Here is an 18,102-nt window from a genome sequence, read left to right on the forward strand (position 1 = left end):
TCACACCTCCTTAAAAGGGGTGAGCCTTATGAGCACCTATAGCCATCTGGAAGATTATTGAAAACTCGTTAACTCTTTTTGATTCTTCCTCAAGGCGGAGCTTCTTCTGTCCGAGCTGGAGGCGAAAGCGGGAAAACTCGGTGGGATTGTATTCAAGCATAAAGGCGTATCCGTAATCGGTTTTTTCCTGCTCAATAAAGTCATACCTTACTCCCGTCCTCCATCTTCTATCAAAACGATAAACTCCCTGTATATAAGCTCCCTGTTCCTCTTCCTTCTTGTCCCTGTAAATGTATTCTCCCTGCAGAGAAAAGTATCTGTAGGAGTCTATGGTGTAGCGGGCGGTGAGGTCTACTCCGTAAAGTCTTGTGTTGTCAGTCTCTTCGGACCTTCCTACGGCTACGGATGTTCCCGCAAGTATTGAGATATCCTTCACATCAAAGGAAGTTTCCAAGAATCCCGTATAAACGAACTTCTTATCAAAGGTAGGTTCTTTTTCTCCCTGGAGTGCTTCCGCACCGAGTAATAGGTAAAAGGGTGTTGGGGGAAGCCACGTTATCTGAATGCCTTTGTCGGTAAGCCCTTCTTCTCCGAGGAATCTGAGGTAAACGAGGGGAAGGTCCGTAAAGTCCCACATATGGGGATGGAACTCGTTCAACCTTCCGAATCCGCTCCTGAACTTACCTCCCTTTACCTTGAGTCCGTAAGGGAGTCTCCTAGTCGTAAAGTAAGCCTCCTCAACTTCCGCGTCCTCTTCTGTGAAGGGTATGGTTGCGTAAAGGTCAAAATAAGGGTCTACGGGAGCGTATATATACAGCTCCGCGTAATCAAGATTAAAGCCGTTTTTACCGATTGTGTGGGTATGCCCGTGTTCGTGTTCTTCTCCGTGGTGATGACCGAACAACAGGTCCATATACCTCTTATCGGATACGTTTCTGTTTACATAGCTTCCCTGAATGATTAGAGATATATCGGGAAGGAATGCACGCTGACTGAAGGGGTTGTAAACATTATAGACCTTCAATCTTTCCTGAGCGTAAACAAACACAAAACTCATTATAAAAACCGAAACAAGCCTCTTCATTCGGGCACCTCCTTAAGTTTTTTTGAAAAAGAAATTCCTTTAGAGGAGAGGAAAATGGGGAGGTGCCCTCGTGCGGGTAAAGGTTCTTTTGCTCAGCGGGGGATTAAAATAAGGAAGGGAAAGCTTTTCTTTAAAAAGGATAAAGGAAACTACGAGATGTATATCATTATCCGTTCTGCTTTCTTGGTTGTGTTCCTGCTGTATTAAGCATACGGAACAATCTTTATGAACCTTGTAATCCTTGTGGTGGTGCTCTACAACCGCAAAGTCAAGAAACAGCAGTAAGAAAGCGAGCAGGAGTTTTATTAACATTTCTGGTTATTTCTATTTTAAGAAAAAGTGGTTTCCTCTCAGAGCTTTTTCGGGGTTCATGCCGAGGGTGTGGTAAACGTTCATTAAAAACAGGAGTATGTTTACCTTGCTCTCAAGGAGTATTCGCTCCGCCTGAGTGTAGTAAGCCATTGCATAACCGAGGTCAAAGGCAAGCTGGAGCTCATACTGGGAGCGTTTTAGCTCAAGATTTTCCTCCGCCCATCTCATATTTGTTTTTGCGTAAACGTATTTCCCAATATACTCGTCCCAGAGGTATGGGAAGGTGTAAACCTTTTCCTTTACTTCTTCTTTCATCTCCTCATACTCCCTCGTGAGGGAGTTTATCTTTTCTTTTAAGCTCTTTACTCTGAACCTCTGAGAGGGGTCAAACAGGGGAATGTTAAGATACGCGTTCATTTCTGTATAGTTTTCTCCGTTCTCAAGGTCCTTTCCGAGTTTCCCCTCAAGGACGAGCTCGGGAAAGAAGAGCCTTCTGCTTCCCTTCTCCAGCTCCCTGTAGTAGGCTATCTCGTGCTTTTTTATTCTAAGTCTGTAGTTGTTATCAACGTATTTGAGAAGTTCTTTTTCGTCAAAGCTTTTATCCTTGGGAACGTTAAAGTTTAGGGGTTTGAGATTCAGGTCCTCCTCCATATTTATGCGGAGGTATCTATTTAGTCTGTATAGGGTCTCGTTATACTTCCTCTGAATCTCAAGTAGCTTTGAGCGGTAATACCTGTATTTTCTTTCCCACTCCGCTACCTTAACTCTGTCTGAAAGTCCGAGCCTCAATTTTTCCCTTTCCCTGTCAAACCTGACGTAAGAGACCGCCATAAACTCCCTGAGTTCCTGTGCGTATACGTCGTAAATGAGAATGGAGGTGTAAAGCTTTGTAACTTCTATCTTCAGCCTGTTTTTAAACTCTTCAAGGGTTATCCTTGCAATCCTTTCCCTTTCCTTCTGAGCCTGTATGTTGTGGAGTCTTTTCGTGAACTCAAGGAGAAGAATTCTCGCTACGAGCTCCATTTTATCCTTTGATAATCTTGTATCAACCTTAGGTGAGAACCTCTCTATAACCGAGAGCTTTCTCTCGTAAACCGCGGATTTTACCTGCCTCTCAAACTTCTTCAGCGTTCTGTTGTTTTTGAGGGCAAGCTTTATGGCTTCCTCAAGGGAAATCTCAATGGAAAAAGAGAGGGAAATCAGGATTAAAAGGAGTATCATTTTTTATCTTTATACATTCTCTTGAACCTGTAAAAGCTCATCTTCTTGTAGTGTCCCTCAGCGATGAACTTTCCTATCAGAAGGAACTCCTCCGGTGGTATGTATCCCGGAATTGAGAGGATAACCTTTCCGTTCTGGTCAAAAAATACGAAGTGGGGCGTTGCCCTTACTCTGAACTTGTGGGCGAGTTCCTTCTCGGTCATCTCCCTTCCGTCAAAGTATACGACTGGATTTGAACCTTTTATGTCTATCTCAACCATGTAAAAGTGCTTTGTGAAGAACTCCTTAACCTTCGGGTGCTGGAATGTTACTCTTCTCATCTTGTCGCAGAAAGGACATCCTTCCTGTTCAAACATTATGAAGAGATACTTCCCCTCCCTTCTTGCCTCCTCAAGGTCCTCCTTCAGGTTAAGGAAAGAAAGCTTTTTAAAGGGAACCTCCTGCGAAAGAAGAATAATGGGAAAGAGAAGAATGAGAAACACAGCCATCACTTCCCTCCCGCTTTTGCCTTCTCCTGAAGAAGCTCCTTGAGGGAGCTTGATATCTCCCTTAAAACGGGTATGAACTTATCGTTCAGTTCCTTTAAGGAGTTGTAAAGCTCCTCGGGGCTCACCTCCCACGTGCTTATCAGCTTATTCTTAAGGAGCATCATCTTAAAAACTGTATCGTAATAGCTCTCGGGAATTATGCCTTTTTCAACCATCTTCGTGAGGCAATCGTCTCCGAACTTCTTTATACCGAACTTGGGAGCGAGGTGCTTGCATATATCAAAGAGGGAATCGTAAGCAACCTGATAGAAATACTTAACTCTGTCGTAATACATGGGGGTTTTCTTGAACTCTTCAATGCCTTGGGATAGAACGAAGTCTATCTTCTTTACCGAGTCCTTTATGAACTTTGCCTTTTCGTTGAGGAGGTCAAAGTCTATTAGGAGGTAATTTCCCGTGGTTTTCTTCACATACTCTATCACTCCCCTCGCATACTCCTTAAAGAGAACCAGGTTGTTCTTGAGAAAGTCGTAAAGCTCTTCGGGTGAGACGCTCTCTTTGAGGTCCCTGTATCTGAAGTAAAACTCCGAGAACTTTTTCAGCTCCTCCGCAAAGGGAAGCCCCATGAACTGGGCGAGTTTATAAAGGCAGTCCTTTGAGGAAGTCTTTACTCCGTAAACTGTTGAGAGGTGCCTGCACACTCTCATACTGCTTTCAAAGGCGAGGTTAAAATCTATCCTCACTCTGTCCTGAACGAGCTTGTTCTTTACGAACTCCTCCTTAGGAATCTCAAGGTTTTTCTTGAGGTCAACGTATGCCTTCTCAAGGTTATGGAAGGCTTCTATTATAAGGCTAATCTTCGGCGATTTCTTCATATAAAAATTTTAGTTCCTTGATGGATTGAAAAATGCGTGTTGAGGTCACCAATGTGTATACACAAAATTGGTGTATATTTATACATATGGTAAAGAGGCTTAACATAACTCTTGATAAGGAAGTGGCGGATGAACTTGAATTAATAAGCAAAGAGCTCGGGGAAAAGAAAAGTAAGATAATAGAAAAAGCGCTCACCTTTTACTTTGATTACCTTGATGTAAAGGTTGCGGAAAAAAGACTTAAAAAACTTGAAGAAGGGGAGACAGAAACTATACCTGCGGATAAAGTTTTTAAAGAACTTGATATTTAATGTATAAGATAGAGTTCATAAAGGAGGCCTATGAAGAATTTAAAAGGCTTGATAAACCTGTTCAAAGAATAATTAAAGAGAAGCTTGAGATTTTGGCAAAAAATCCGGAAGCACTTAAGAACAATATAAAGCCTTTAAAGGGTAATTATTCAGGACTTTACAGGCTAAGAGTGGGTAATTACAGAATTATTTATAAGCTTGAAAGGGAAAAGCTGATAATACTTATAGTCAGGGTGGGGCACAGAAAAGAGATATATTGAAAAAAAGAAAAACTAAGACTTTTTCACCTTTAGTTGCGGGAAGAGTATAACCTCCCTTATGGAGTCGGTGTTCGTAAGTATCATAACGAGCCTGTCTATTCCTATTCCCTCTCCAGCGGTGGGGGGCATGCCGTACTCAAGGGCCCTTATGAAGTCCTCGTCCATCTCCATAGCTTCCTCGTCTCCCATCTGCTTTTCCTTTAGTTGCTGTAAAAACCTCTCCTTCTGGTCTATCGGGTCGTTTAGCTCGGTGTAAGCGTTAGCAACCTCATACCTTGCCACGATTAGCTCAAACCTCTCAACGAGGTCCGGGTCCTCCCTGTGGGTTTTCGCAAGGGGAGAAAGGATTTTGGGAAAGTCTATAACGAATGTGGGCTGTATCAGGTCCTCCTCTCCGACTTTCTCAAATATCTTATCCAGGAGCTTTGCGTGGGTCATTCTGTCCGCGTCGGGAATCTCAAGCTCTTTTGCGAGCTTCCTAACACCTTCAAGGTCCCTCAGGAAGAAATCCTTATCCTTTCCCGTCTTTTCCTCAAGGAGTTCAAAGTATCTCACCTTTTTAAAGGGCGGGGAGAAATCAAGCTCCCAGTCTCCGTATCTAACCTTCAACGTTCCGAGGGTTTTCTCAAGGAGGTAAACGAACATGTCTTCTGTGAACTTCATGAGGTCGTGGTAATCCCAGTAGGCGGCGTAAAACTCAACCATAGTGAACTCGGGGTTGTGGGTTCTGTCAACGCTTTCGTTCCTGAAGTTCTTTCCTATCTCGTAAACTCTTGGAAATCCGCCGACAATGAGCCTTTTGAGGTAAAGCTCTGGGGCTATCCTGAGGTAGAGTTCCGTCTCAAGGAAGTTGTGGTAGGTAACGAAGGGTCTTGCGTTTGCCCCGCTCGCTATTGGCTGGAGTATGGGAGTTTCAACCTCTATAAATCCGTTCATCTCAAAGAACTTTCTCATCTCAGATATGAGCTTTGTTCTAAGCATGAATATCCTTCTCGCTTCCGGGTTCGCTATGAGGTCTAAATACCTCTGTCTGTATCTCATCTCAACGTCTTTGAGTCCGTGCCACTTCTCGGGAAGTGGATGCAGGGATTTTGAAAGGAGCTGATACTCCTCAACTTCAACGGTAAGCTCTCCGGTGTTGGTCCTGAAAAGCTTCCCCCTAACTCCTATAATGTCCCCTACATCTATGTAATCGTTGAAAAACTTAAGCTTTTCTTCTCCGAGGATATCTTTTTTCAGATATATCTGTATCTTCCCCGTCAGGTCCTGTATGTGTCCGAATATGGCCTTCCCCATGCTCCTCATGGATACGAGTCTTCCCGCAAGGGATACGGGTCTGAAGTTCGGGTCGTAATCAAACTGCTCCTTTACCTTCTTTATCTCTTCCGCCTCCCCTTCCGTGAGCTTTGCGTCAACGAGGCTGAGCTTTCCCTCAACCCTCTTTAAGAAACCCTCAAAGGTGTATTCTTCCTTCGGTTTTAATCCCTCCTCTTTTGTAAAGATGAGTATCTCAATGCCTTCTTTGTCGGCGAGTCTAACCATGTATCCCTCTTCCGTTCTTGAAACCCTTTTTGCCAAGCCCCTTACCCTTACTTTAAGATTCTCCGGTGGTTCTTCCTCATATTGCTTCCTTATGTTTCCTATGAAGTCCGTTACCTCAAATCTGTAAGGATAGGGATTTATGCCCTTTTCCTGAAGTTCCCTGAGCTTCTTTAGCCTTACTTCTTCCATAAGGAAGGATTATAATATCTTCCATAGTGCGTATTAAGGAAACGGAGCTACCCGGAGTAGGCAAGAAGTACACGATAGAGCTTGAAGAAGGAGGAGAGCTCACCCTCATAATCCACAATACGGGAAGAAGAGAACTTTATCTCGTTGAGGAGGAAGAGGAAGAACCGAGCTGTGTATTTTCCCTAACAGAAGAGGAGGCGAGGGAGCTTGGATTTCTTCTTGCGGGAACAACGTTCCAAACGGTGAGCACCGAAAAGATGGAACTCCTTATGAAGGAAATCGTTATGGAGTGGGTAAAGGTGGGGGAAAACTCCTCCTTTATCGGAAAGACCATAGCGGAGCTTGAGATAAGAAGAAAGACGGGAGTCTCAATTATCGCCATTATCAGAGATGGGGAGATGATACCGAGCCCAGACCCCTATAAAGAGAAAATAGAGGCAGGGGATACCTTAATCGTCGTGGGAACGAGAGAGCAACTCCTCAAGTTCCTAGATATGTGCGGAGATTGTAGCACCTAACGATGGAAGAACATATACACCACATACTGGAAGAGATAAGTCCGTACCTTGTTCTCCTGTTTATGTTCATATTCGCCTACCTTTTCAGAAGAATAAGCGTTCCCGCCATAGTTGCCTTCATGGTTGTGGGATTCCTCGCTAAGTTTTTCGTAGAGCCCCAGAGTATGGAAAAGTTTGAGATATTCAAGCATGCGGGGATAATACTTCTTTTCTTCTTCATAGGGCTTGAATATTCCTTTGAGAAGCTTAGGAATATGCTCGGTGCCTGGAAAACGGGTACCGTTGATTTCATATTCAACTTCATTCCTCCCTTTGTTCTTGCCTACCTCTTCGGTTTTGACTTAATCTCCGCTCTAATTATAGCTTCCGTTTTTTACCCCTCAAGCACCTCAATAATAGCCAAGCTCCTTATGGACTACAAGCGTATAGCTTCACCCGAAGCGGAGCTACTGATAGGTATTCTTATATTTGAGGACCTCGTGGCAATTCTCCTCCTTTCCCTGATTATTCCCCTGAAGGAAGCGGGAAAGGTTGAACCTATGGTTTTACCTATGAGCTTTCTTAAAGTCGCCATCTCCCTTTTATTCTTCTGGATTCTTCACAGGTTCGTAATCCCGAGAATTACGAGATGGCTTGACTCCCTTTCCGAGGAGGAAACCTTTATCTTTTTCACCCTCGGCATAGTTCTCACGGTTGGAACGCTCTTTCACTCCCTCGGTATATCCGAAGCTCTGGGAGCCTTTCTACTCGGCGTCATAGTCCCAGAGACGAAGGTTCTTGAAAGTATAGAAAAACAGCTTTCGGACCTGAAGGAGCTTTCAATGGGGCTCTTTTTCTTCTTCTTCGCTTACGAAACGGAACTAACCGTTCCCAAAGAGGTTTCCTTCCTCGTTATACTCTTCGTTCTCGGAATAATTCTCAAGATTGTTTCCACTTACATAGCAGCGTACCTCATGGGACTGAAGAAGAAAACGAGACTAAGGGCCTCTCTCTCCTTCGTTCCAAGGGGAGAGTTCTCCGTTATAATGACCTCCTTTGAGCCGAACATAAAGAGCATATCCATTCCCTTTATATTCGGAACCGCTGTTGTTGGAAGCGTTCTCTTCGTTGTGGCACCGAAGATAGCGGACCTCATTTATCCGCCGAAGAAAAAGAAGAAGAGGAAAGTCAAGCGTCCGAGGAAAGCCTATTTAAAATCTCCTCAAGCCTTTTCCGAGCACCCTCCAGGTCTTCAGTCGGAGGAACAAAAAGCTCCTCCCCGATAACAACCTCTCCCCTCGTGAAGGGCTTTGGAATTATCAATCGGTCCCAAGTGTTTAGTTTTACGTATTCATCAAACTTCACGCAAACAGGAATTATTCCCCTTCCCGTCTTCTGGGCAAGGTAAACAACCCCCTTTTTTACCTTAAAGGGAGGGCCTTTCGGACCGTCAACGGTTATGGCTACATTTTTGCCTTCTTTCAATAACTCTATGAGCTTCTTCGTTGCGGTTCTTCCTCCCTTGTGGGATTTCCCTTCCTCGGTTGAGCCCCTTACGACCTCAAAGCCTAGGTGTTTTAAGAGTCTTGCCGCTATCTCCCCGTCCCTGAACCTGCTCACTAGAACGACTATATTCCTGTCCATACCGAATAGGGCAAGACCAAGGGCATGCCCGTGCCAGAGGGCGTAAATCTTACCCCTGTCCTTTCTGAACTCGTATCTCCTTTTCCACCTTATTGTCCTTCCGAGAATTCTTATAAATAGGGCTATCAGGGGAATAAGAAGGAGGATAACTCTATACCTTATTTTTTTCATTTTTAGGAAAATGAAGTGGTGGGCTGCCCGGGACTCGAACCCGGAACCTGCGGATTAAGAGTCCGCCGCTCTGCCGATTGAGCTAGCAGCCCTTATAGAGATAATTATAACACATTGGCCGGGCTGGCGGGAGTCGAACCCGCAACCTCGGGATCCGTAGTCCCGCGCTCTATCCAGTTGAGCTACAGCCCGTCCGAAATATATATTTTAATACCATTTTCTCACCCGAGTATGCTCCTCACATCCTCAGGTATAGAAACTATTTTTCCCTCCTTAACGATACAGTGCTTTGTCTCCCCGTAAGAAACACTTTCCCCTTCTTTCAGGACTTCATACTCAAAGGAGAAGGTAAAGCGTGTCAAATCCTTAAGCGTGAGGTGTATCTCAAACTCATCGTCGTAATAGAGGGGCTTCTTATACTCGCACCTTGCGGTCAGAAGGACGACCTCAAGCCCCCTTTTCCTGAACTCGCTGTAGGGAAGCCCCCTGCTCCTCAGGAACTCACCCCTGGCTTCTTCAAAGTATCGGAAGTAGTTTGAGTGGTGAACAATGCCCTGAGCATCGGTCTCGTAGAACTGAACCCTTCTCCTGTAGATAAAGGGCATAATTCTATATTAATGGAAGCCTTCACCCTTATGCTTATAAAAGCCTTTATCTCGCTTCTCGCTATAATGAACCCCTTCTCAAGCGTTCCCGTTGTTATGTCCCTCACAACCCAGTATTCAAAAGAGGAGATAAGGAGGATAGCCTTCTTCGCGAGCTTTTACGCCTTTCTCATACTTTTCTTTTTCCTTCTCAGCGGAGACCTTCTTTTCAGGTTTATGGGCATAACCATACACTCCTTCAAGGTTGGAGGGGGAGTGCTCCTATTCCTTATAGGAATAAACCTCGTTCAGGGAGAGGTTCATAAGGAGAAGGGAAGAAGTCAGGACATAGAAGCTGCGCTTCAGAGGGAAAACATAGCCCTCATTCCCCTCGCCATGCCCCTCCTCGCCGGCCCGGGAGCTATAACAACGGTTCTCGTTCTGAGGAGCTACGGAAAGAACCTCGTTGATTTTGTTGCTATATTACTTGCTATACTTCTTGCCTGTTTTGTTGCCTTTATCGTTTACTCTTCAAGCTCCTTCCTTTATAGGTTCCTCGGGAGAACAGGAATAAATCTCGTCACGAGAATATCTGGAATACTCCTTCTTGCTGTCTCGGTTCAGTTCATAACCGACGGTCTGAAGTCCCTATTAAAGTAAAACCTTTACAGCGAAGATTATGAGCTGGTGAAGGATTATGAAGAACGCAACTGCTCCGTAAAAGTGGCTTACCCTCGTGCAGAATTTAAGACAGAAGAAAAATACGCCGAGAAACAGAATCGGAGTAATAACTGCGTTTGCGACGTTTATCGCCACGCTCTCCCTCACCCTTTTCTCCCTCAGCCCCTTCTTCTCAAACTGTCTCAGGTTCAGCGTGTATCTCTCAAAGCCAACTATGAATAAGCTCTCTTCCTCCGTTATAACCGTTCCCCTTTTAAATAAGAATACACCCTTTCCCTTATACTCAAGCTCCCTTGAGAGTATGGTTATATCCCTGAACTTGAAGAATACGTTTTTATACCTGTCCCCTTCCCTCTCATCAACGTATATAACCGCTCCTCCAAAGCCCACGAAGGTTTTGACGGGAACCTCCCTGAAAAAGCTATCCTGATACTTAAACAGGAGGTTCTTCCTCACAAAGGCTACCTTCTCTTCAATGAGCGTTCCCGAAAGGGAGACCAGAAGGAGGTAAAGTGCGACAAAGGGAAAAGAGAAGAAGTATAAGATTTTTAGGTCCGAAATCCCGAAGGAGTAAAATACGTGAACCAGTCTCCTCTCCTTCAGGCTGTTTATAAGGGAGGCTGTTGCGAGTATTACCCCATCGGGAAGGAAGAAGTATGTATAAAACACGCTCCATACCGTAAAGAAACCCAAAAAGTCCTTCAGGGGAACGCCGAGGAGTATCCCGCTAAGACGAACGAACTGGAGGCTGAAGAGAATAACCGAAAGGAGGAAAGCACCGAGGAAGGAGGTTCTCAAGAAGTGATAAAAGATATAAGAGCGGAGCATCTCTATGGTATATTAACTCAGGAAATGTCCCACCTTTTGGAGTTTATAGCAACGGGCTTTTACGTTGGAAAGTTTCCCTTAGCTCCGGGAACGCTCGGAACCCTCGTCGGCATACCCATCGTCCTTCTCCTCTACCTTGATAAGAAGCTATACCTTCTGGGGACCTTAGTCCTTTTCCTTCTCGGCTGGATTTCCTCCGAGTATATGGTGAACGCAAAGAGAGAAGAGGACCCCGAGGAGGTCGTTATAGACGAGATAGTTGGATACCTTCTTTGCTTTCTCTTCGTTGAACCCACAACAAAGACATTAATAACCGCTTTCATAGTGTTCAGAGTAATAGATATATACAAGCCCTTTCCCGTTAATCTCTTTGAGAACTTTCCGGGAGGGCTCGGTGTTATGATGGATGACGTCGTCGGGGGCATAATTACCGCTTTCGTTCTCTATCTCCTGCTACAATAATTCTTTATGATAATCAGAGTTGCTCACAGCCCCGATTCGGACGATGCGTTCATGTTTTACCCCCTCGTGAGGGGGCTGATAGACACCGAAGGTCTTGAGTTTGAGCATATCCTCGCGGATATTGAGACCCTGAACAGGGAAGCCCTTAAGGGAACCTACGAGGTTTCCGCAATCTCCTTTCACGCATACCCTTACGTCGCGGACAAGTATGCGGTTCTCCCGAGCGGAGGAAGCGTTGGAGAGGGATACGGTCCCATAGTGGTATCAAGGGAAGAGATTGAAAGCCTCAAGGGGAAAAAGGTGGCGGTTCCGGGGGAGCTCACCACCGCCTTTTTGACCCTCAAGCTTTACGAACCGGAGATTGAACATGTTGTTTATCCCTTTGATAAGGTTATTGACGCGGTTTTAAAAGGTGAGGTTGATGCGGGTCTCGTCATTCACGAGGGACAGCTCTCCTATAAAGACTACGGACTTAAGAAGGTCGTTGACCTCGGGGAGTGGTGGAAAAAAGAATACGGACTTCCCCTGCCTCTCGGTTGCAACGTCGTCAGGAAAGACCTCGGTAAAGAGGTAATAAAGAAGATAGAGAGGCTCATGAGAAAGAGCGTTGAGTATGCCCTTAAGGAAAAGGAAAAAGCTCTTGAGTATGCCATAAACTACGCGAGGGACCTCAAAGAGGACCCGAACAGAACCGAGAAGTTCGTAAGCATGTATGTAAACGAGAGGACCATTGATTACGGCGAGGAAGGAAGGGAAGCGGTAAGGCTTCTTTTGAAGCTCGGAAAGGAGAGGGGAATAATAAAGGCAGAAATACCCGAAAAGATATTCTCGGATGAGCTCTTTTAAGGAAGGGGAATACGTATTAATAGTTCACAACGATAGGAAGTTCCTGAGGAAGTTAATTCCGAAGCAAAGCCTGAACGTTAAGAAGGAAGTCCTCAAGTTTGACGAGGTTATAGGTAAGCCCGAAGGGGTGAGGATAGGGAGCTTTGAGGTTTACAGGCCAACCCTTGAGGATTTAATACTCCTCGGATTTGAGAGAAAAACCCAGATAATTTATCCGAAGGATGCCTTTTACATAGCCTTTAAGCTGGGGCTGAACGGGGAAAAGAGAGTTCTTGAGTTCGGAACAGGGAGCGGTGCCTTATGTGCTGTTTTCTCCCAGATTGCGGGGGAGGTCTGGAGCTACGAGGCCGTTGAGGAGTTTTACAAAACCGCAAAAAAGAACCTTGAGAGGTTCGGCATAAAGGGAAACGTGAAGCTCTTTAACGAGGACTTCGGAAAGGCGGAAATTCCCCAAAATTACTTTGATGCGGTATTTGTTGACGTCAGGGAGCCTTACCCCTATCTTGAGAAGGTTCACCAATCCCTGAAAGATGGGGGAAGCGTGGGCTTTCTCCTTCCTACCGCAAATCAGGTTATAAAGCTCCTTGAGAGTATAAACGGACTTTTCGGAAATATAGAGGTTCTTGAGATACTCCAGAGGTATTACAAAAGAGTTCCCGAGAGGTTCAGGCCCGAGGACCAGATGGTCGGGCATACCGCTTATCTCGTCTTCGGTAGAAAGCTCACCTCTTTATAAAGCTCTTTATCCTTTCCTTTAACTCCGCAAGGATGAGCAGGGCTTTAACAGGAGTCGTGTTCCCTATATCTATCTCCTCTATCTCCTTTATTATCTCTTCGTAAAAGTTCAGCTTCTCTTCATCAACGGACTTTTTATAGGTCTCCTCAAGGAAGGGGAGAACTTCCTGCTTTCCTTTTTCCCCTTCAAGCTCCTTCAGTATCTTTTTTGCTTCCCTTACAACTTCCTCGGGCAGTCCCGCGAGTTTTGCGACGTCTATGCCGAAGCTTCCCTTCGCCCTTCCCTCCTTCAGTATGTATAAGAACCTTATTCCCTCATCCGTTTCCTCAACCTCCATGTGGTAGTTCTTTACTCCCTTTACCTTTCTCTCAAGCTCGGTTAGCTCAAGGTAGTGGGTTGCGAGTAGCGTTTTCGCCCCTATCTTCTCGCTTATGTATTTCACTATCGCCTTGCTTATCGCTATCCCGTCGTAGGTTGAGGTTCCCCTTCCCACCTCGTCGAGTATTATTAAGCTCCTCTTCGTTGCGTTGTTGAGTATGTTTGACACGTCAAGCATCTCGTTCATGAAGGTTGAAACACCCAGAGCCAGAACGTCCCCCGAGCCTATTCTCGTGAATATCGCATCAACCAGCGGTATCCTTGCACTCTTTACGGGAAGGAAGCTACCTGTATGAGCAAGGAGCGTGAGGACGCCCACCTGTCTTATGTAGCTCGACTTTCCCGCCATGTTAGGGCCCGTGATTACGTGTATGAACTCCTCTTCCGTTAGCTTCGTATCGTTTGGGACGTAGTTTTTCGTGAACTCCTCTATTACGGGATGCTTTCCCTCCTCTATTATCAGCTCATATCCCTCGTGAACTTCCGGCTTTACCCATCCCTTCTCAAGGGCAAGCCAGGCGAGGGACTGGATGTAGTCCACCTCCCCTATGAGGGTTGCGTTATTCCCTACCTTATCAAGCTCCTTAACAACCTCTTCCCTGAGCTCCCTGTAAAGCTCATACTCAAGCTCGTTTATGCGGGTCTGGGCGGAAAGTATCTTTTCCTCAAGTCTCTGGAGCTCCTCGGTTGTGTATCTCTCCGCGTTTGAAAGGGTCTGTCTTCTTCTGAAGTGTTCGGGAACGTATTTTACGTTAGCCTTCGTTACCTCTATGTAGTATCCCATAACCTTGTTGTATCCAATCTTTAAGCTCTGAATTCCCGTTTCTTTTTTCAGCTTCTTTTCATACTCCTTCAGGAGCTTTTCCGCATTCTCCCTTATGAAGCGAAGCTCATCAAGGTATGCGTTAACACCGGGTTTTATAAGCCCCCCTTCTTTTACGTGCAGGGGAGGGTCGTCAACAAGCGTTTTATCAATGAGGTCCGCAACTTTATTCAGGTTAAGGAGAGAACCTTCTATCTCTTTAAATATTTCGGAATCAAGCAAAGATAAAATTTTCCTTAGCTCCTCCGCCTTCCTTAGGGAGTTTTTGAGGTGTATAAGTTCTCTTGGGCTTGCCATGTTTGAGCTTATCCTGGATACGAGTCTCTCAAGGTCGGACATACCCTCAAGGGTTTTCCTTATCTCGTTCAGAACCTCCCTCTTGTTTATTAGCTCCTCAACTGCTTCCTGAACCTTCCTTATTCTCTCTATGCTCCTGAAGGGGTTTAGAAGCCTGAACCTCAGCCTCCTTCTCCCCATACCCGTGAGGGTTCTGTCAACGACCTTAAACAGGGATAAATCCTTTCTTCCTTCTATGCTTTCGGTAATCTCAAGACCTTTGACTGCCTTGAGGTCAAGCTTTACGTATCCCTCGTCAACGTAAGGTTTTGGCTTTGGAATGAGAGGGGTAAAAGATTTCTGTGTCGCCTTTGCATACCTGTAAACAGCCCCGAGGGAAAGGGATAAATCCTCATCCTGAAAGCCGAAGGCTTTTATCGACGGAACTCCGTAATCCTTAAGAAGCTCCTCCTTTCCCTCCTCAAAGAACTCCTCTTCAAGCTCCGTTATGTGGAGCTTTAGAACCTTCTCAAGCTTTTCGGGGAGCTTTTCTCCCTTCTTTACAAGAACCTCCCTTATGTTGAACTTTGAGAGGAAGTCTATGAGCTCTTCCTCCTTTACCTTTGCACCTATGAACTCACCTACCGAGAGGTTAAGATAAGAAACGAGATAGCTCTTTCCCTTCCTGTAAAGGGAGCAAAGCCCTCCCGTTTCCCTCTCAAAAAAGGTCCCAGGTGTTATAACTCTTATTACGTCCCTCTTTACTATTCCCTTTGCCTTTGAGGGGTCCTCAACCTGCTCGCATATTGCTACCTTGTATCCCTTATTAACGAGCTTTGCTATATAGTTGTTTGCAGAATGGTAGGGAACACCGCACATGGGAATCCTTTCCCTTCCCTTTCCCGCGGGTCTTGAAGTTAGAACTAGACCGAGCTCTTTAGAACCGACGACCGCGTCCTCGTAAAAGAGCTCGTAAAAGTCCCCGAGCCTGAATAAAAGAAGGCAGTCGGGATACATGCTCTTGAACTGGTGATACTGGGCGAGCATGGGGGTGAGCTCTTTCTCCTCTTTTCCCATAAGATTTTAAGATAAGGTATGAAAGGGGAATTTATAGTTCTCAGAAGGGTAAGGGGCGGAGACGTTGACCTCGTCGCAACTCTATACGGAACCCACGGAAAATTAACGCTGTTTCTGAAGGAAGGGTATCTTAACGAAAATCCCCTTTTCGGCGTTTTTGAGCCCTTCAACTGGGTTGAGATAGATTTCCAGCAAGCGGGAAACATAATAATTCCGAACGATGTGAGAAGAATAAAGAGGCTTTCATACAAGGCGAGGGATTACGAGCAGTTTCTTTACATGTCAAAGATATCGGAGATTGTCTTGTGGTTCGTCCACTCTTACGATGAGAAGATTTACGGACTTCTTTTGAGGGAGCTCGGGAAGAAAGTTAAAAACGTTAACGCTTCCGTTCTTAGGTTTTACATAAACCTAATTGAGCTTCTCGGATACACTCCCAAGTTCCTCTACGAGGGAAAGGTAAGGAAGAGGGTAAGGATAAACCTTGAAAACGGAGAGATAGGTAAGGGGAATTACGAAATAAAGGGCAGTTATATAGAGCTATTGAGAAAGATTAAAAACATGGAGGATTACGAAAGGATAAAAATAACGAGGGGAAGTTTCAGGGAGATAGAGAAGTTTTTAAAGGATTTTCTTAGCTTTCACACAAAGTGATAAAGGGAAAGGGGGAGAAGGGATTAGTCAAGCTCGGGCATGTCGGTGGGTGTTATGTCTTTCTTCTTTTCTTCGGGGAGGTCCGCTATGAGTGCTTCTGCGGTGAGCATCGTTCCTGCAACGGATGCTGCGTTTTCTATTGCGGTTCTAACAACCTTTGTGGGGTCTATTATACCCGCTTCATACATGTCAACGTATTCGCCCGTTGCCGCGTTGAATCCCCAGGTTACTCCCTTCGTCTTTCCGAGCTCTATAACCTTTTCAAGAACCACTGAGCCGTCGTATCCTGCGTTGTAAGCTATCTGCTTCAGAGGAACCCTTACAGCCTTCTTGATTATGTCTATACCGAGCTGTTGGTCGTGGTTGTCTCCCTTGAGGTTTTCAAGTGCTTCTGAAGCCCTTACGAGTGCTACTCCACCACCGGGAACTATTCCCTCTTCTACAGCAGCCTTGGTTGCGTGAACAGCGTCCTCAACCCTGTACTTCTTTTCCTTGAGCTCAGCTTCCGTTGCTGCACCTACCCTTATTATCGCAACACCACCGCTGAGCTTAGCGAGTCTTTCCTGGAGCTTTTCCCTGTCGTAGTCGGAAGTCGTTTCCTGTATCTGTCTCTTTATCTGTTCTATCCTTGCCTGTATTTGTTGCGGGTCTCCCTTACCGCCTATTATGGTTGTGTGTTCTTTGTCAACAACTACCTTTTCCGCCTGTCCGAGCATATCAAGGGTTACGCTTTCAAGCTTGATTCCGAGGTCTTCCGTTATAGCCTGTCCACCCGTGAGAACAGCTATGTCTCCGAGGTAGTCCTTTCTCCTTTGTCCGAATCCGGGAGCCTTTACAGCACAAGCCTTCAGAACGCCCTTTATGTGGTTTACAACGAGTGTAGCGAGTGCTTCACCTTCAACGTCTTCAGCTATTACGAGGAGAGGTCTTCCAGCTCTTACAACCTGTTCAAGTATGGGAAGGAGGTCCTTTACGTTGCTTATCTTCTTTTCGTATATGAGTATGTAGGGGTTTTCAAGAACGCATTCCATCTTTTCGGGGTCCGTTACGAAGTAGGGGGATAGGTATCCTCTGTCAAACTGCATTCCCTTAACAACTTCAAGGGTCGTTTCCGCGGACTTGCTTTCCTCAACGGTTATAACACCGTCCTTTCCTACCTCTTCCATAGCGTCCGCTATTATCTTTCCTATCTCGGGGTCATTGTTAGCGGATATGGTTGCGACCTGTTCAATTTCCTTCCTGTCCTTTACTTCCTTGGAAAGCTTCTTGAGTTCTTCAACTACGGTCTTTACCGCCTTGTCTATTCCCCTCTTTACTTCCATTACGTTAGCACCGCTTGCCGCTACCCTTAGTCCCTCGTGGAATATCGCCTGTGCCAGAACCGTAGCGGTCGTCGTTCCGTCACCCGCAACGTCCGCGGTCTTTGATGCTACTTCTTTTACGAGCTGAGCTCCGATATTTTCAAACTTGTCCTTGAGCTCTATTTCCTTAGCGACGGTAACACCGTCCTTCGTAACTACGGGAGTTCCCCAGTTCTTGCCTAAGATAACTTCCCTTCCCTTGGGACCGAGGGTTACCTTAACCGCATTTGCAAGCTTATCAACACCTGCCTTTAACTTTGCCCTTGCCTCTTCGTTATAGATAATCGCCTTTGCTGCCATCTCACCTCACCTCCTAATTAAGCTTGATAATCTTCAACTACCGCAAGAACTTCATCTTCAGACATAACGAGGTAAATCTTTCCCTCAATTTCTACCTCATTACCCGCATACTTGTTAAAGAGAACTACATCACCTTCCTTAACAGACAAAGGCTTAAGCTCCCCGTTATCAAGTAATTTTCCGGGTCCAACCGCCACAACCTTACCGAGCTGAGGCTTTTCCTTAGCGGTATCGGGAATTATAATTCCCGAAGGAGTCCTTTCCTCCTTCTCTTCAAACCTCTCAACAACTATCTTGTCGTATAAGGGTCTCAGTTTCATTCTGCCACCTCCTCCGTTATTACCTAATCTTTTCACTTTCCAATTATATTAACATCGGTTCCCGATGTCAAGACCTAATTTTAGCGAATTTCACTTAAGGAATTTTAAGGAAATATTTAGCTCAGGAAATCCCTACGGAAAAAGCGATTTCCTAACTTTAGTCCTTTCTTGTAAATCTTTAT

General features: G+C 45.4%; 21 protein-coding genes and 2 tRNA genes. 9 read left to right on the forward strand and 14 right to left on the reverse strand.

Annotation, left to right across the window (positions count from 1 at the left end; translation table 11 throughout):
* Positions 1 to 10: 10 nt before the first annotated feature.
* The 5 genes from ACYQZ0_RS04745 to ACYQZ0_RS04765 are packed head-to-tail and all read right to left on the reverse strand — an operon-like array spanning position 11 to position 3,980.
* The gene (locus tag ACYQZ0_RS04745; protein WP_459775453.1) at positions 11 to 1,084 is read right to left on the reverse strand and encodes a TonB-dependent receptor; all 1,074 of its coding nucleotides are present in this window, start codon (positions 1,082 to 1,084) and stop codon (positions 11 to 13) included.
* A 39-nt stretch (positions 1,085 to 1,123) separates the two neighbouring features.
* Complete coding sequence (locus ACYQZ0_RS04750; RefSeq protein WP_459775454.1) at positions 1,124 to 1,396, reverse strand: hypothetical protein; 273 nt, start codon at positions 1,394 to 1,396, stop codon at positions 1,124 to 1,126.
* Between the two features lie 12 nt (positions 1,397 to 1,408).
* Positions 1,409 to 2,617: a TolC family protein gene (locus ACYQZ0_RS04755; RefSeq protein WP_459775455.1), complete on the reverse strand. Its 1,209-nt coding sequence runs from the start codon at positions 2,615 to 2,617 to the stop codon at positions 1,409 to 1,411.
* On the reverse strand, positions 2,614 to 3,105 hold the full coding sequence (locus ACYQZ0_RS04760; RefSeq protein ID WP_459775456.1) for a thioredoxin family protein: 492 nt from the start codon (positions 3,103 to 3,105) through the stop codon (positions 2,614 to 2,616). Before ACYQZ0_RS04760 ends, ACYQZ0_RS04755 begins: the two co-directional genes overlap by 4 nt.
* Complete coding sequence (locus ACYQZ0_RS04765; RefSeq protein ID WP_459775457.1) at positions 3,105 to 3,980, reverse strand: HepT-like ribonuclease domain-containing protein; 876 nt, start codon at positions 3,978 to 3,980, stop codon at positions 3,105 to 3,107. Before ACYQZ0_RS04765 ends, ACYQZ0_RS04760 begins: the two co-directional genes overlap by 1 nt.
* 86 nt (positions 3,981 to 4,066) lie before the next feature.
* On the opposite strand from ACYQZ0_RS04765, the gene ACYQZ0_RS04770 reads away from it, so the two are divergent.
* On the forward strand, positions 4,067 to 4,291 hold the full coding sequence (locus tag ACYQZ0_RS04770; protein ID WP_459775458.1) for a ribbon-helix-helix protein, CopG family: 225 nt from the start codon (positions 4,067 to 4,069) through the stop codon (positions 4,289 to 4,291).
* The gene (locus ACYQZ0_RS04775) at positions 4,291 to 4,551 is read left to right on the forward strand and encodes a type II toxin-antitoxin system RelE family toxin (RefSeq protein ID WP_459775459.1); all 261 of its coding nucleotides are present in this window, start codon (positions 4,291 to 4,293) and stop codon (positions 4,549 to 4,551) included. The genes ACYQZ0_RS04770 and ACYQZ0_RS04775 overlap by 1 nt, the downstream gene beginning before the upstream one ends.
* 12 nt (positions 4,552 to 4,563) lie before the next feature.
* Here ACYQZ0_RS04775 and lysS read toward each other — a convergent pair whose 3' ends face one another.
* Complete coding sequence (lysS, locus tag ACYQZ0_RS04780; protein ID WP_459775460.1) at positions 4,564 to 6,282, reverse strand: lysine--tRNA ligase; 1,719 nt, start codon at positions 6,280 to 6,282, stop codon at positions 4,564 to 4,566.
* 26 nt (positions 6,283 to 6,308) lie between these two features.
* On the opposite strand from lysS, the gene ACYQZ0_RS04785 reads away from it, so the two are divergent.
* On the forward strand, positions 6,309 to 6,800 hold the full coding sequence (locus ACYQZ0_RS04785; protein ID WP_459775461.1) for a cation:proton antiporter regulatory subunit: 492 nt from the start codon (positions 6,309 to 6,311) through the stop codon (positions 6,798 to 6,800).
* Between the two features lie 2 nt (positions 6,801 to 6,802).
* Positions 6,803 to 8,065: a cation:proton antiporter gene (locus ACYQZ0_RS04790; protein ID WP_459775462.1), complete on the forward strand. Its 1,263-nt coding sequence runs from the start codon at positions 6,803 to 6,805 to the stop codon at positions 8,063 to 8,065.
* Here the strand turns inward: ACYQZ0_RS04790 and ACYQZ0_RS04795 are convergent.
* The 4 genes from ACYQZ0_RS04795 to ACYQZ0_RS04810 all read right to left on the reverse strand — a co-directional run bounded on the left by ACYQZ0_RS04795 (position 7,968) and on the right by ACYQZ0_RS04810 (position 9,199).
* Positions 7,968 to 8,594: a lysophospholipid acyltransferase family protein gene (locus ACYQZ0_RS04795; RefSeq protein ID WP_459775463.1), complete on the reverse strand. Its 627-nt coding sequence runs from the start codon at positions 8,592 to 8,594 to the stop codon at positions 7,968 to 7,970. The genes ACYQZ0_RS04790 and ACYQZ0_RS04795 overlap by 98 nt on opposite strands.
* A 16-nt stretch (positions 8,595 to 8,610) precedes the next feature.
* Positions 8,611 to 8,686: transfer RNA gene (locus ACYQZ0_RS04800), tRNA-Lys, on the reverse strand.
* Positions 8,687 to 8,709: 23 nt separating this feature from the next.
* Positions 8,710 to 8,786, reverse strand: a tRNA-Arg gene (locus tag ACYQZ0_RS04805).
* 29 nt (positions 8,787 to 8,815) lie between these two features.
* Positions 8,816 to 9,199 (reverse strand): acyl-CoA thioesterase, encoded by a 384-nt coding sequence (locus tag ACYQZ0_RS04810; protein WP_459775464.1) that lies wholly within the window; start codon positions 9,197 to 9,199, stop codon positions 8,816 to 8,818.
* A gap of 12 nt (positions 9,200 to 9,211) precedes the next feature.
* On the opposite strand from ACYQZ0_RS04810, the gene ACYQZ0_RS04815 reads away from it, so the two are divergent.
* On the forward strand, positions 9,212 to 9,838 hold the full coding sequence (locus tag ACYQZ0_RS04815; protein ID WP_459775465.1) for a MarC family protein: 627 nt from the start codon (positions 9,212 to 9,214) through the stop codon (positions 9,836 to 9,838).
* Here the strand turns inward: ACYQZ0_RS04815 and ACYQZ0_RS04820 are convergent.
* Entirely contained in the window at positions 9,830 to 10,687 is an 858-nt protein-coding gene (locus tag ACYQZ0_RS04820; RefSeq protein ID WP_459775466.1) for an LptF/LptG family permease, read from the reverse strand. The genes ACYQZ0_RS04815 and ACYQZ0_RS04820 overlap by 9 nt on opposite strands.
* A gap of 24 nt (positions 10,688 to 10,711) precedes the next feature.
* On the opposite strand from ACYQZ0_RS04820, the gene ACYQZ0_RS04825 reads away from it, so the two are divergent.
* From ACYQZ0_RS04825 to ACYQZ0_RS04835, 3 genes are read left to right on the forward strand one after another with little or no spacing between them, the layout of a single operon-like run.
* Complete coding sequence (locus tag ACYQZ0_RS04825) at positions 10,712 to 11,149, forward strand: phosphatidylglycerophosphatase A family protein (protein ID WP_459775467.1); 438 nt, start codon at positions 10,712 to 10,714, stop codon at positions 11,147 to 11,149.
* A 6-nt stretch (positions 11,150 to 11,155) separates the two neighbouring features.
* Positions 11,156 to 11,995 carry a menaquinone biosynthesis family protein gene (locus tag ACYQZ0_RS04830; RefSeq protein WP_459775468.1) on the forward strand — a complete coding sequence of 280 codons (840 nt, stop codon included), beginning with the start codon at positions 11,156 to 11,158 and terminating at the stop codon, positions 11,993 to 11,995.
* Complete coding sequence (locus tag ACYQZ0_RS04835; protein WP_459775469.1) at positions 11,982 to 12,731, forward strand: tRNA (adenine-N1)-methyltransferase; 750 nt, start codon at positions 11,982 to 11,984, stop codon at positions 12,729 to 12,731. The genes ACYQZ0_RS04830 and ACYQZ0_RS04835 overlap by 14 nt, the downstream gene beginning before the upstream one ends.
* Here ACYQZ0_RS04835 and mutS read toward each other — a convergent pair.
* A complete protein-coding gene (gene mutS, locus ACYQZ0_RS04840) occupies positions 12,718 to 15,285 on the reverse strand; it encodes a DNA mismatch repair protein MutS (protein WP_459775470.1) in 2,568 nt (855 codons plus the stop codon). The genes ACYQZ0_RS04835 and mutS overlap by 14 nt on opposite strands.
* Positions 15,286 to 15,303: 18 nt before the next feature.
* Here mutS and recO point away from each other — a divergent pair, with 18 nt between their 5' ends.
* Complete coding sequence (gene recO, locus ACYQZ0_RS04845; RefSeq protein WP_459775471.1) at positions 15,304 to 15,939, forward strand: DNA repair protein RecO; 636 nt, start codon at positions 15,304 to 15,306, stop codon at positions 15,937 to 15,939.
* Between the two features lie 23 nt (positions 15,940 to 15,962).
* Here the strand turns inward: recO and groL are convergent, their stop codons facing one another.
* A complete protein-coding gene (gene groL, locus ACYQZ0_RS04850; RefSeq protein WP_459775472.1) occupies positions 15,963 to 17,600 on the reverse strand; it encodes a chaperonin GroEL in 1,638 nt (545 codons plus the stop codon).
* A gap of 17 nt (positions 17,601 to 17,617) precedes the next feature.
* Entirely contained in the window at positions 17,618 to 17,920 is a 303-nt protein-coding gene (gene groES, locus ACYQZ0_RS04855; protein ID WP_459775473.1) for a co-chaperone GroES, read from the reverse strand.
* Positions 17,921 to 18,102 lie beyond the last annotated feature (182 nt).

The sequence above is a fragment of the Aquifex pyrophilus genome (assembly GCF_054656935.1).

What these genes read in the sequence shown, in the direction of transcription:
- ACYQZ0_RS04745 (WP_459775453.1), bottom strand. Translation starts at nt 1,084, where the DNA reads ATGAAGAGGCTTGTTTCGGTTTTTATAATGAGTTTTGTGTTTGTTTAC.
- ACYQZ0_RS04750 (WP_459775454.1), bottom strand. Translation starts at nt 1,396, where the DNA reads ATGTTAATAAAACTCCTGCTCGCTTTCTTACTGCTGTTTCTTGACTTT.
- ACYQZ0_RS04755 (WP_459775455.1), bottom strand. Translation starts at nt 2,617, where the DNA reads ATGATACTCCTTTTAATCCTGATTTCCCTCTCTTTTTCCATTGAGATT.
- ACYQZ0_RS04760 (WP_459775456.1), bottom strand. Translation starts at nt 3,105, where the DNA reads ATGGCTGTGTTTCTCATTCTTCTCTTTCCCATTATTCTTCTTTCGCAG.
- ACYQZ0_RS04765 (WP_459775457.1), bottom strand. Translation starts at nt 3,980, where the DNA reads ATGAAGAAATCGCCGAAGATTAGCCTTATAATAGAAGCCTTCCATAAC.
- ACYQZ0_RS04770 (WP_459775458.1), top strand. Translation starts at nt 4,067, where the DNA reads ATGGTAAAGAGGCTTAACATAACTCTTGATAAGGAAGTGGCGGATGAA.
- ACYQZ0_RS04775 (WP_459775459.1), top strand. Translation starts at nt 4,291, where the DNA reads ATGTATAAGATAGAGTTCATAAAGGAGGCCTATGAAGAATTTAAAAGG.
- lysS (WP_459775460.1), bottom strand. Translation starts at nt 6,282, where the DNA reads ATGGAAGAAGTAAGGCTAAAGAAGCTCAGGGAACTTCAGGAAAAGGGC.
- ACYQZ0_RS04790 (WP_459775462.1), top strand. Translation starts at nt 6,803, where the DNA reads ATGGAAGAACATATACACCACATACTGGAAGAGATAAGTCCGTACCTT.
- ACYQZ0_RS04795 (WP_459775463.1), bottom strand. Translation starts at nt 8,594, where the DNA reads ATGAAAAAAATAAGGTATAGAGTTATCCTCCTTCTTATTCCCCTGATA.
- ACYQZ0_RS04810 (WP_459775464.1), bottom strand. Translation starts at nt 9,199, where the DNA reads ATGCCCTTTATCTACAGGAGAAGGGTTCAGTTCTACGAGACCGATGCT.
- ACYQZ0_RS04815 (WP_459775465.1), top strand. Translation starts at nt 9,212, where the DNA reads ATGGAAGCCTTCACCCTTATGCTTATAAAAGCCTTTATCTCGCTTCTC.
- ACYQZ0_RS04820 (WP_459775466.1), bottom strand. Translation starts at nt 10,687, where the DNA reads ATGCTCCGCTCTTATATCTTTTATCACTTCTTGAGAACCTCCTTCCTC.
- ACYQZ0_RS04825 (WP_459775467.1), top strand. Translation starts at nt 10,712, where the DNA reads ATGTCCCACCTTTTGGAGTTTATAGCAACGGGCTTTTACGTTGGAAAG.
- ACYQZ0_RS04830 (WP_459775468.1), top strand. Translation starts at nt 11,156, where the DNA reads ATGATAATCAGAGTTGCTCACAGCCCCGATTCGGACGATGCGTTCATG.
- ACYQZ0_RS04835 (WP_459775469.1), top strand. Translation starts at nt 11,982, where the DNA reads ATGAGCTCTTTTAAGGAAGGGGAATACGTATTAATAGTTCACAACGAT.
- mutS (WP_459775470.1), bottom strand. Translation starts at nt 15,285, where the DNA reads ATGGGAAAAGAGGAGAAAGAGCTCACCCCCATGCTCGCCCAGTATCAC.
- recO (WP_459775471.1), top strand. Translation starts at nt 15,304, where the DNA reads ATGAAAGGGGAATTTATAGTTCTCAGAAGGGTAAGGGGCGGAGACGTT.
- groL (WP_459775472.1), bottom strand. Translation starts at nt 17,600, where the DNA reads ATGGCAGCAAAGGCGATTATCTATAACGAAGAGGCAAGGGCAAAGTTA.
- groES (WP_459775473.1), bottom strand. Translation starts at nt 17,920, where the DNA reads ATGAAACTGAGACCCTTATACGACAAGATAGTTGTTGAGAGGTTTGAA.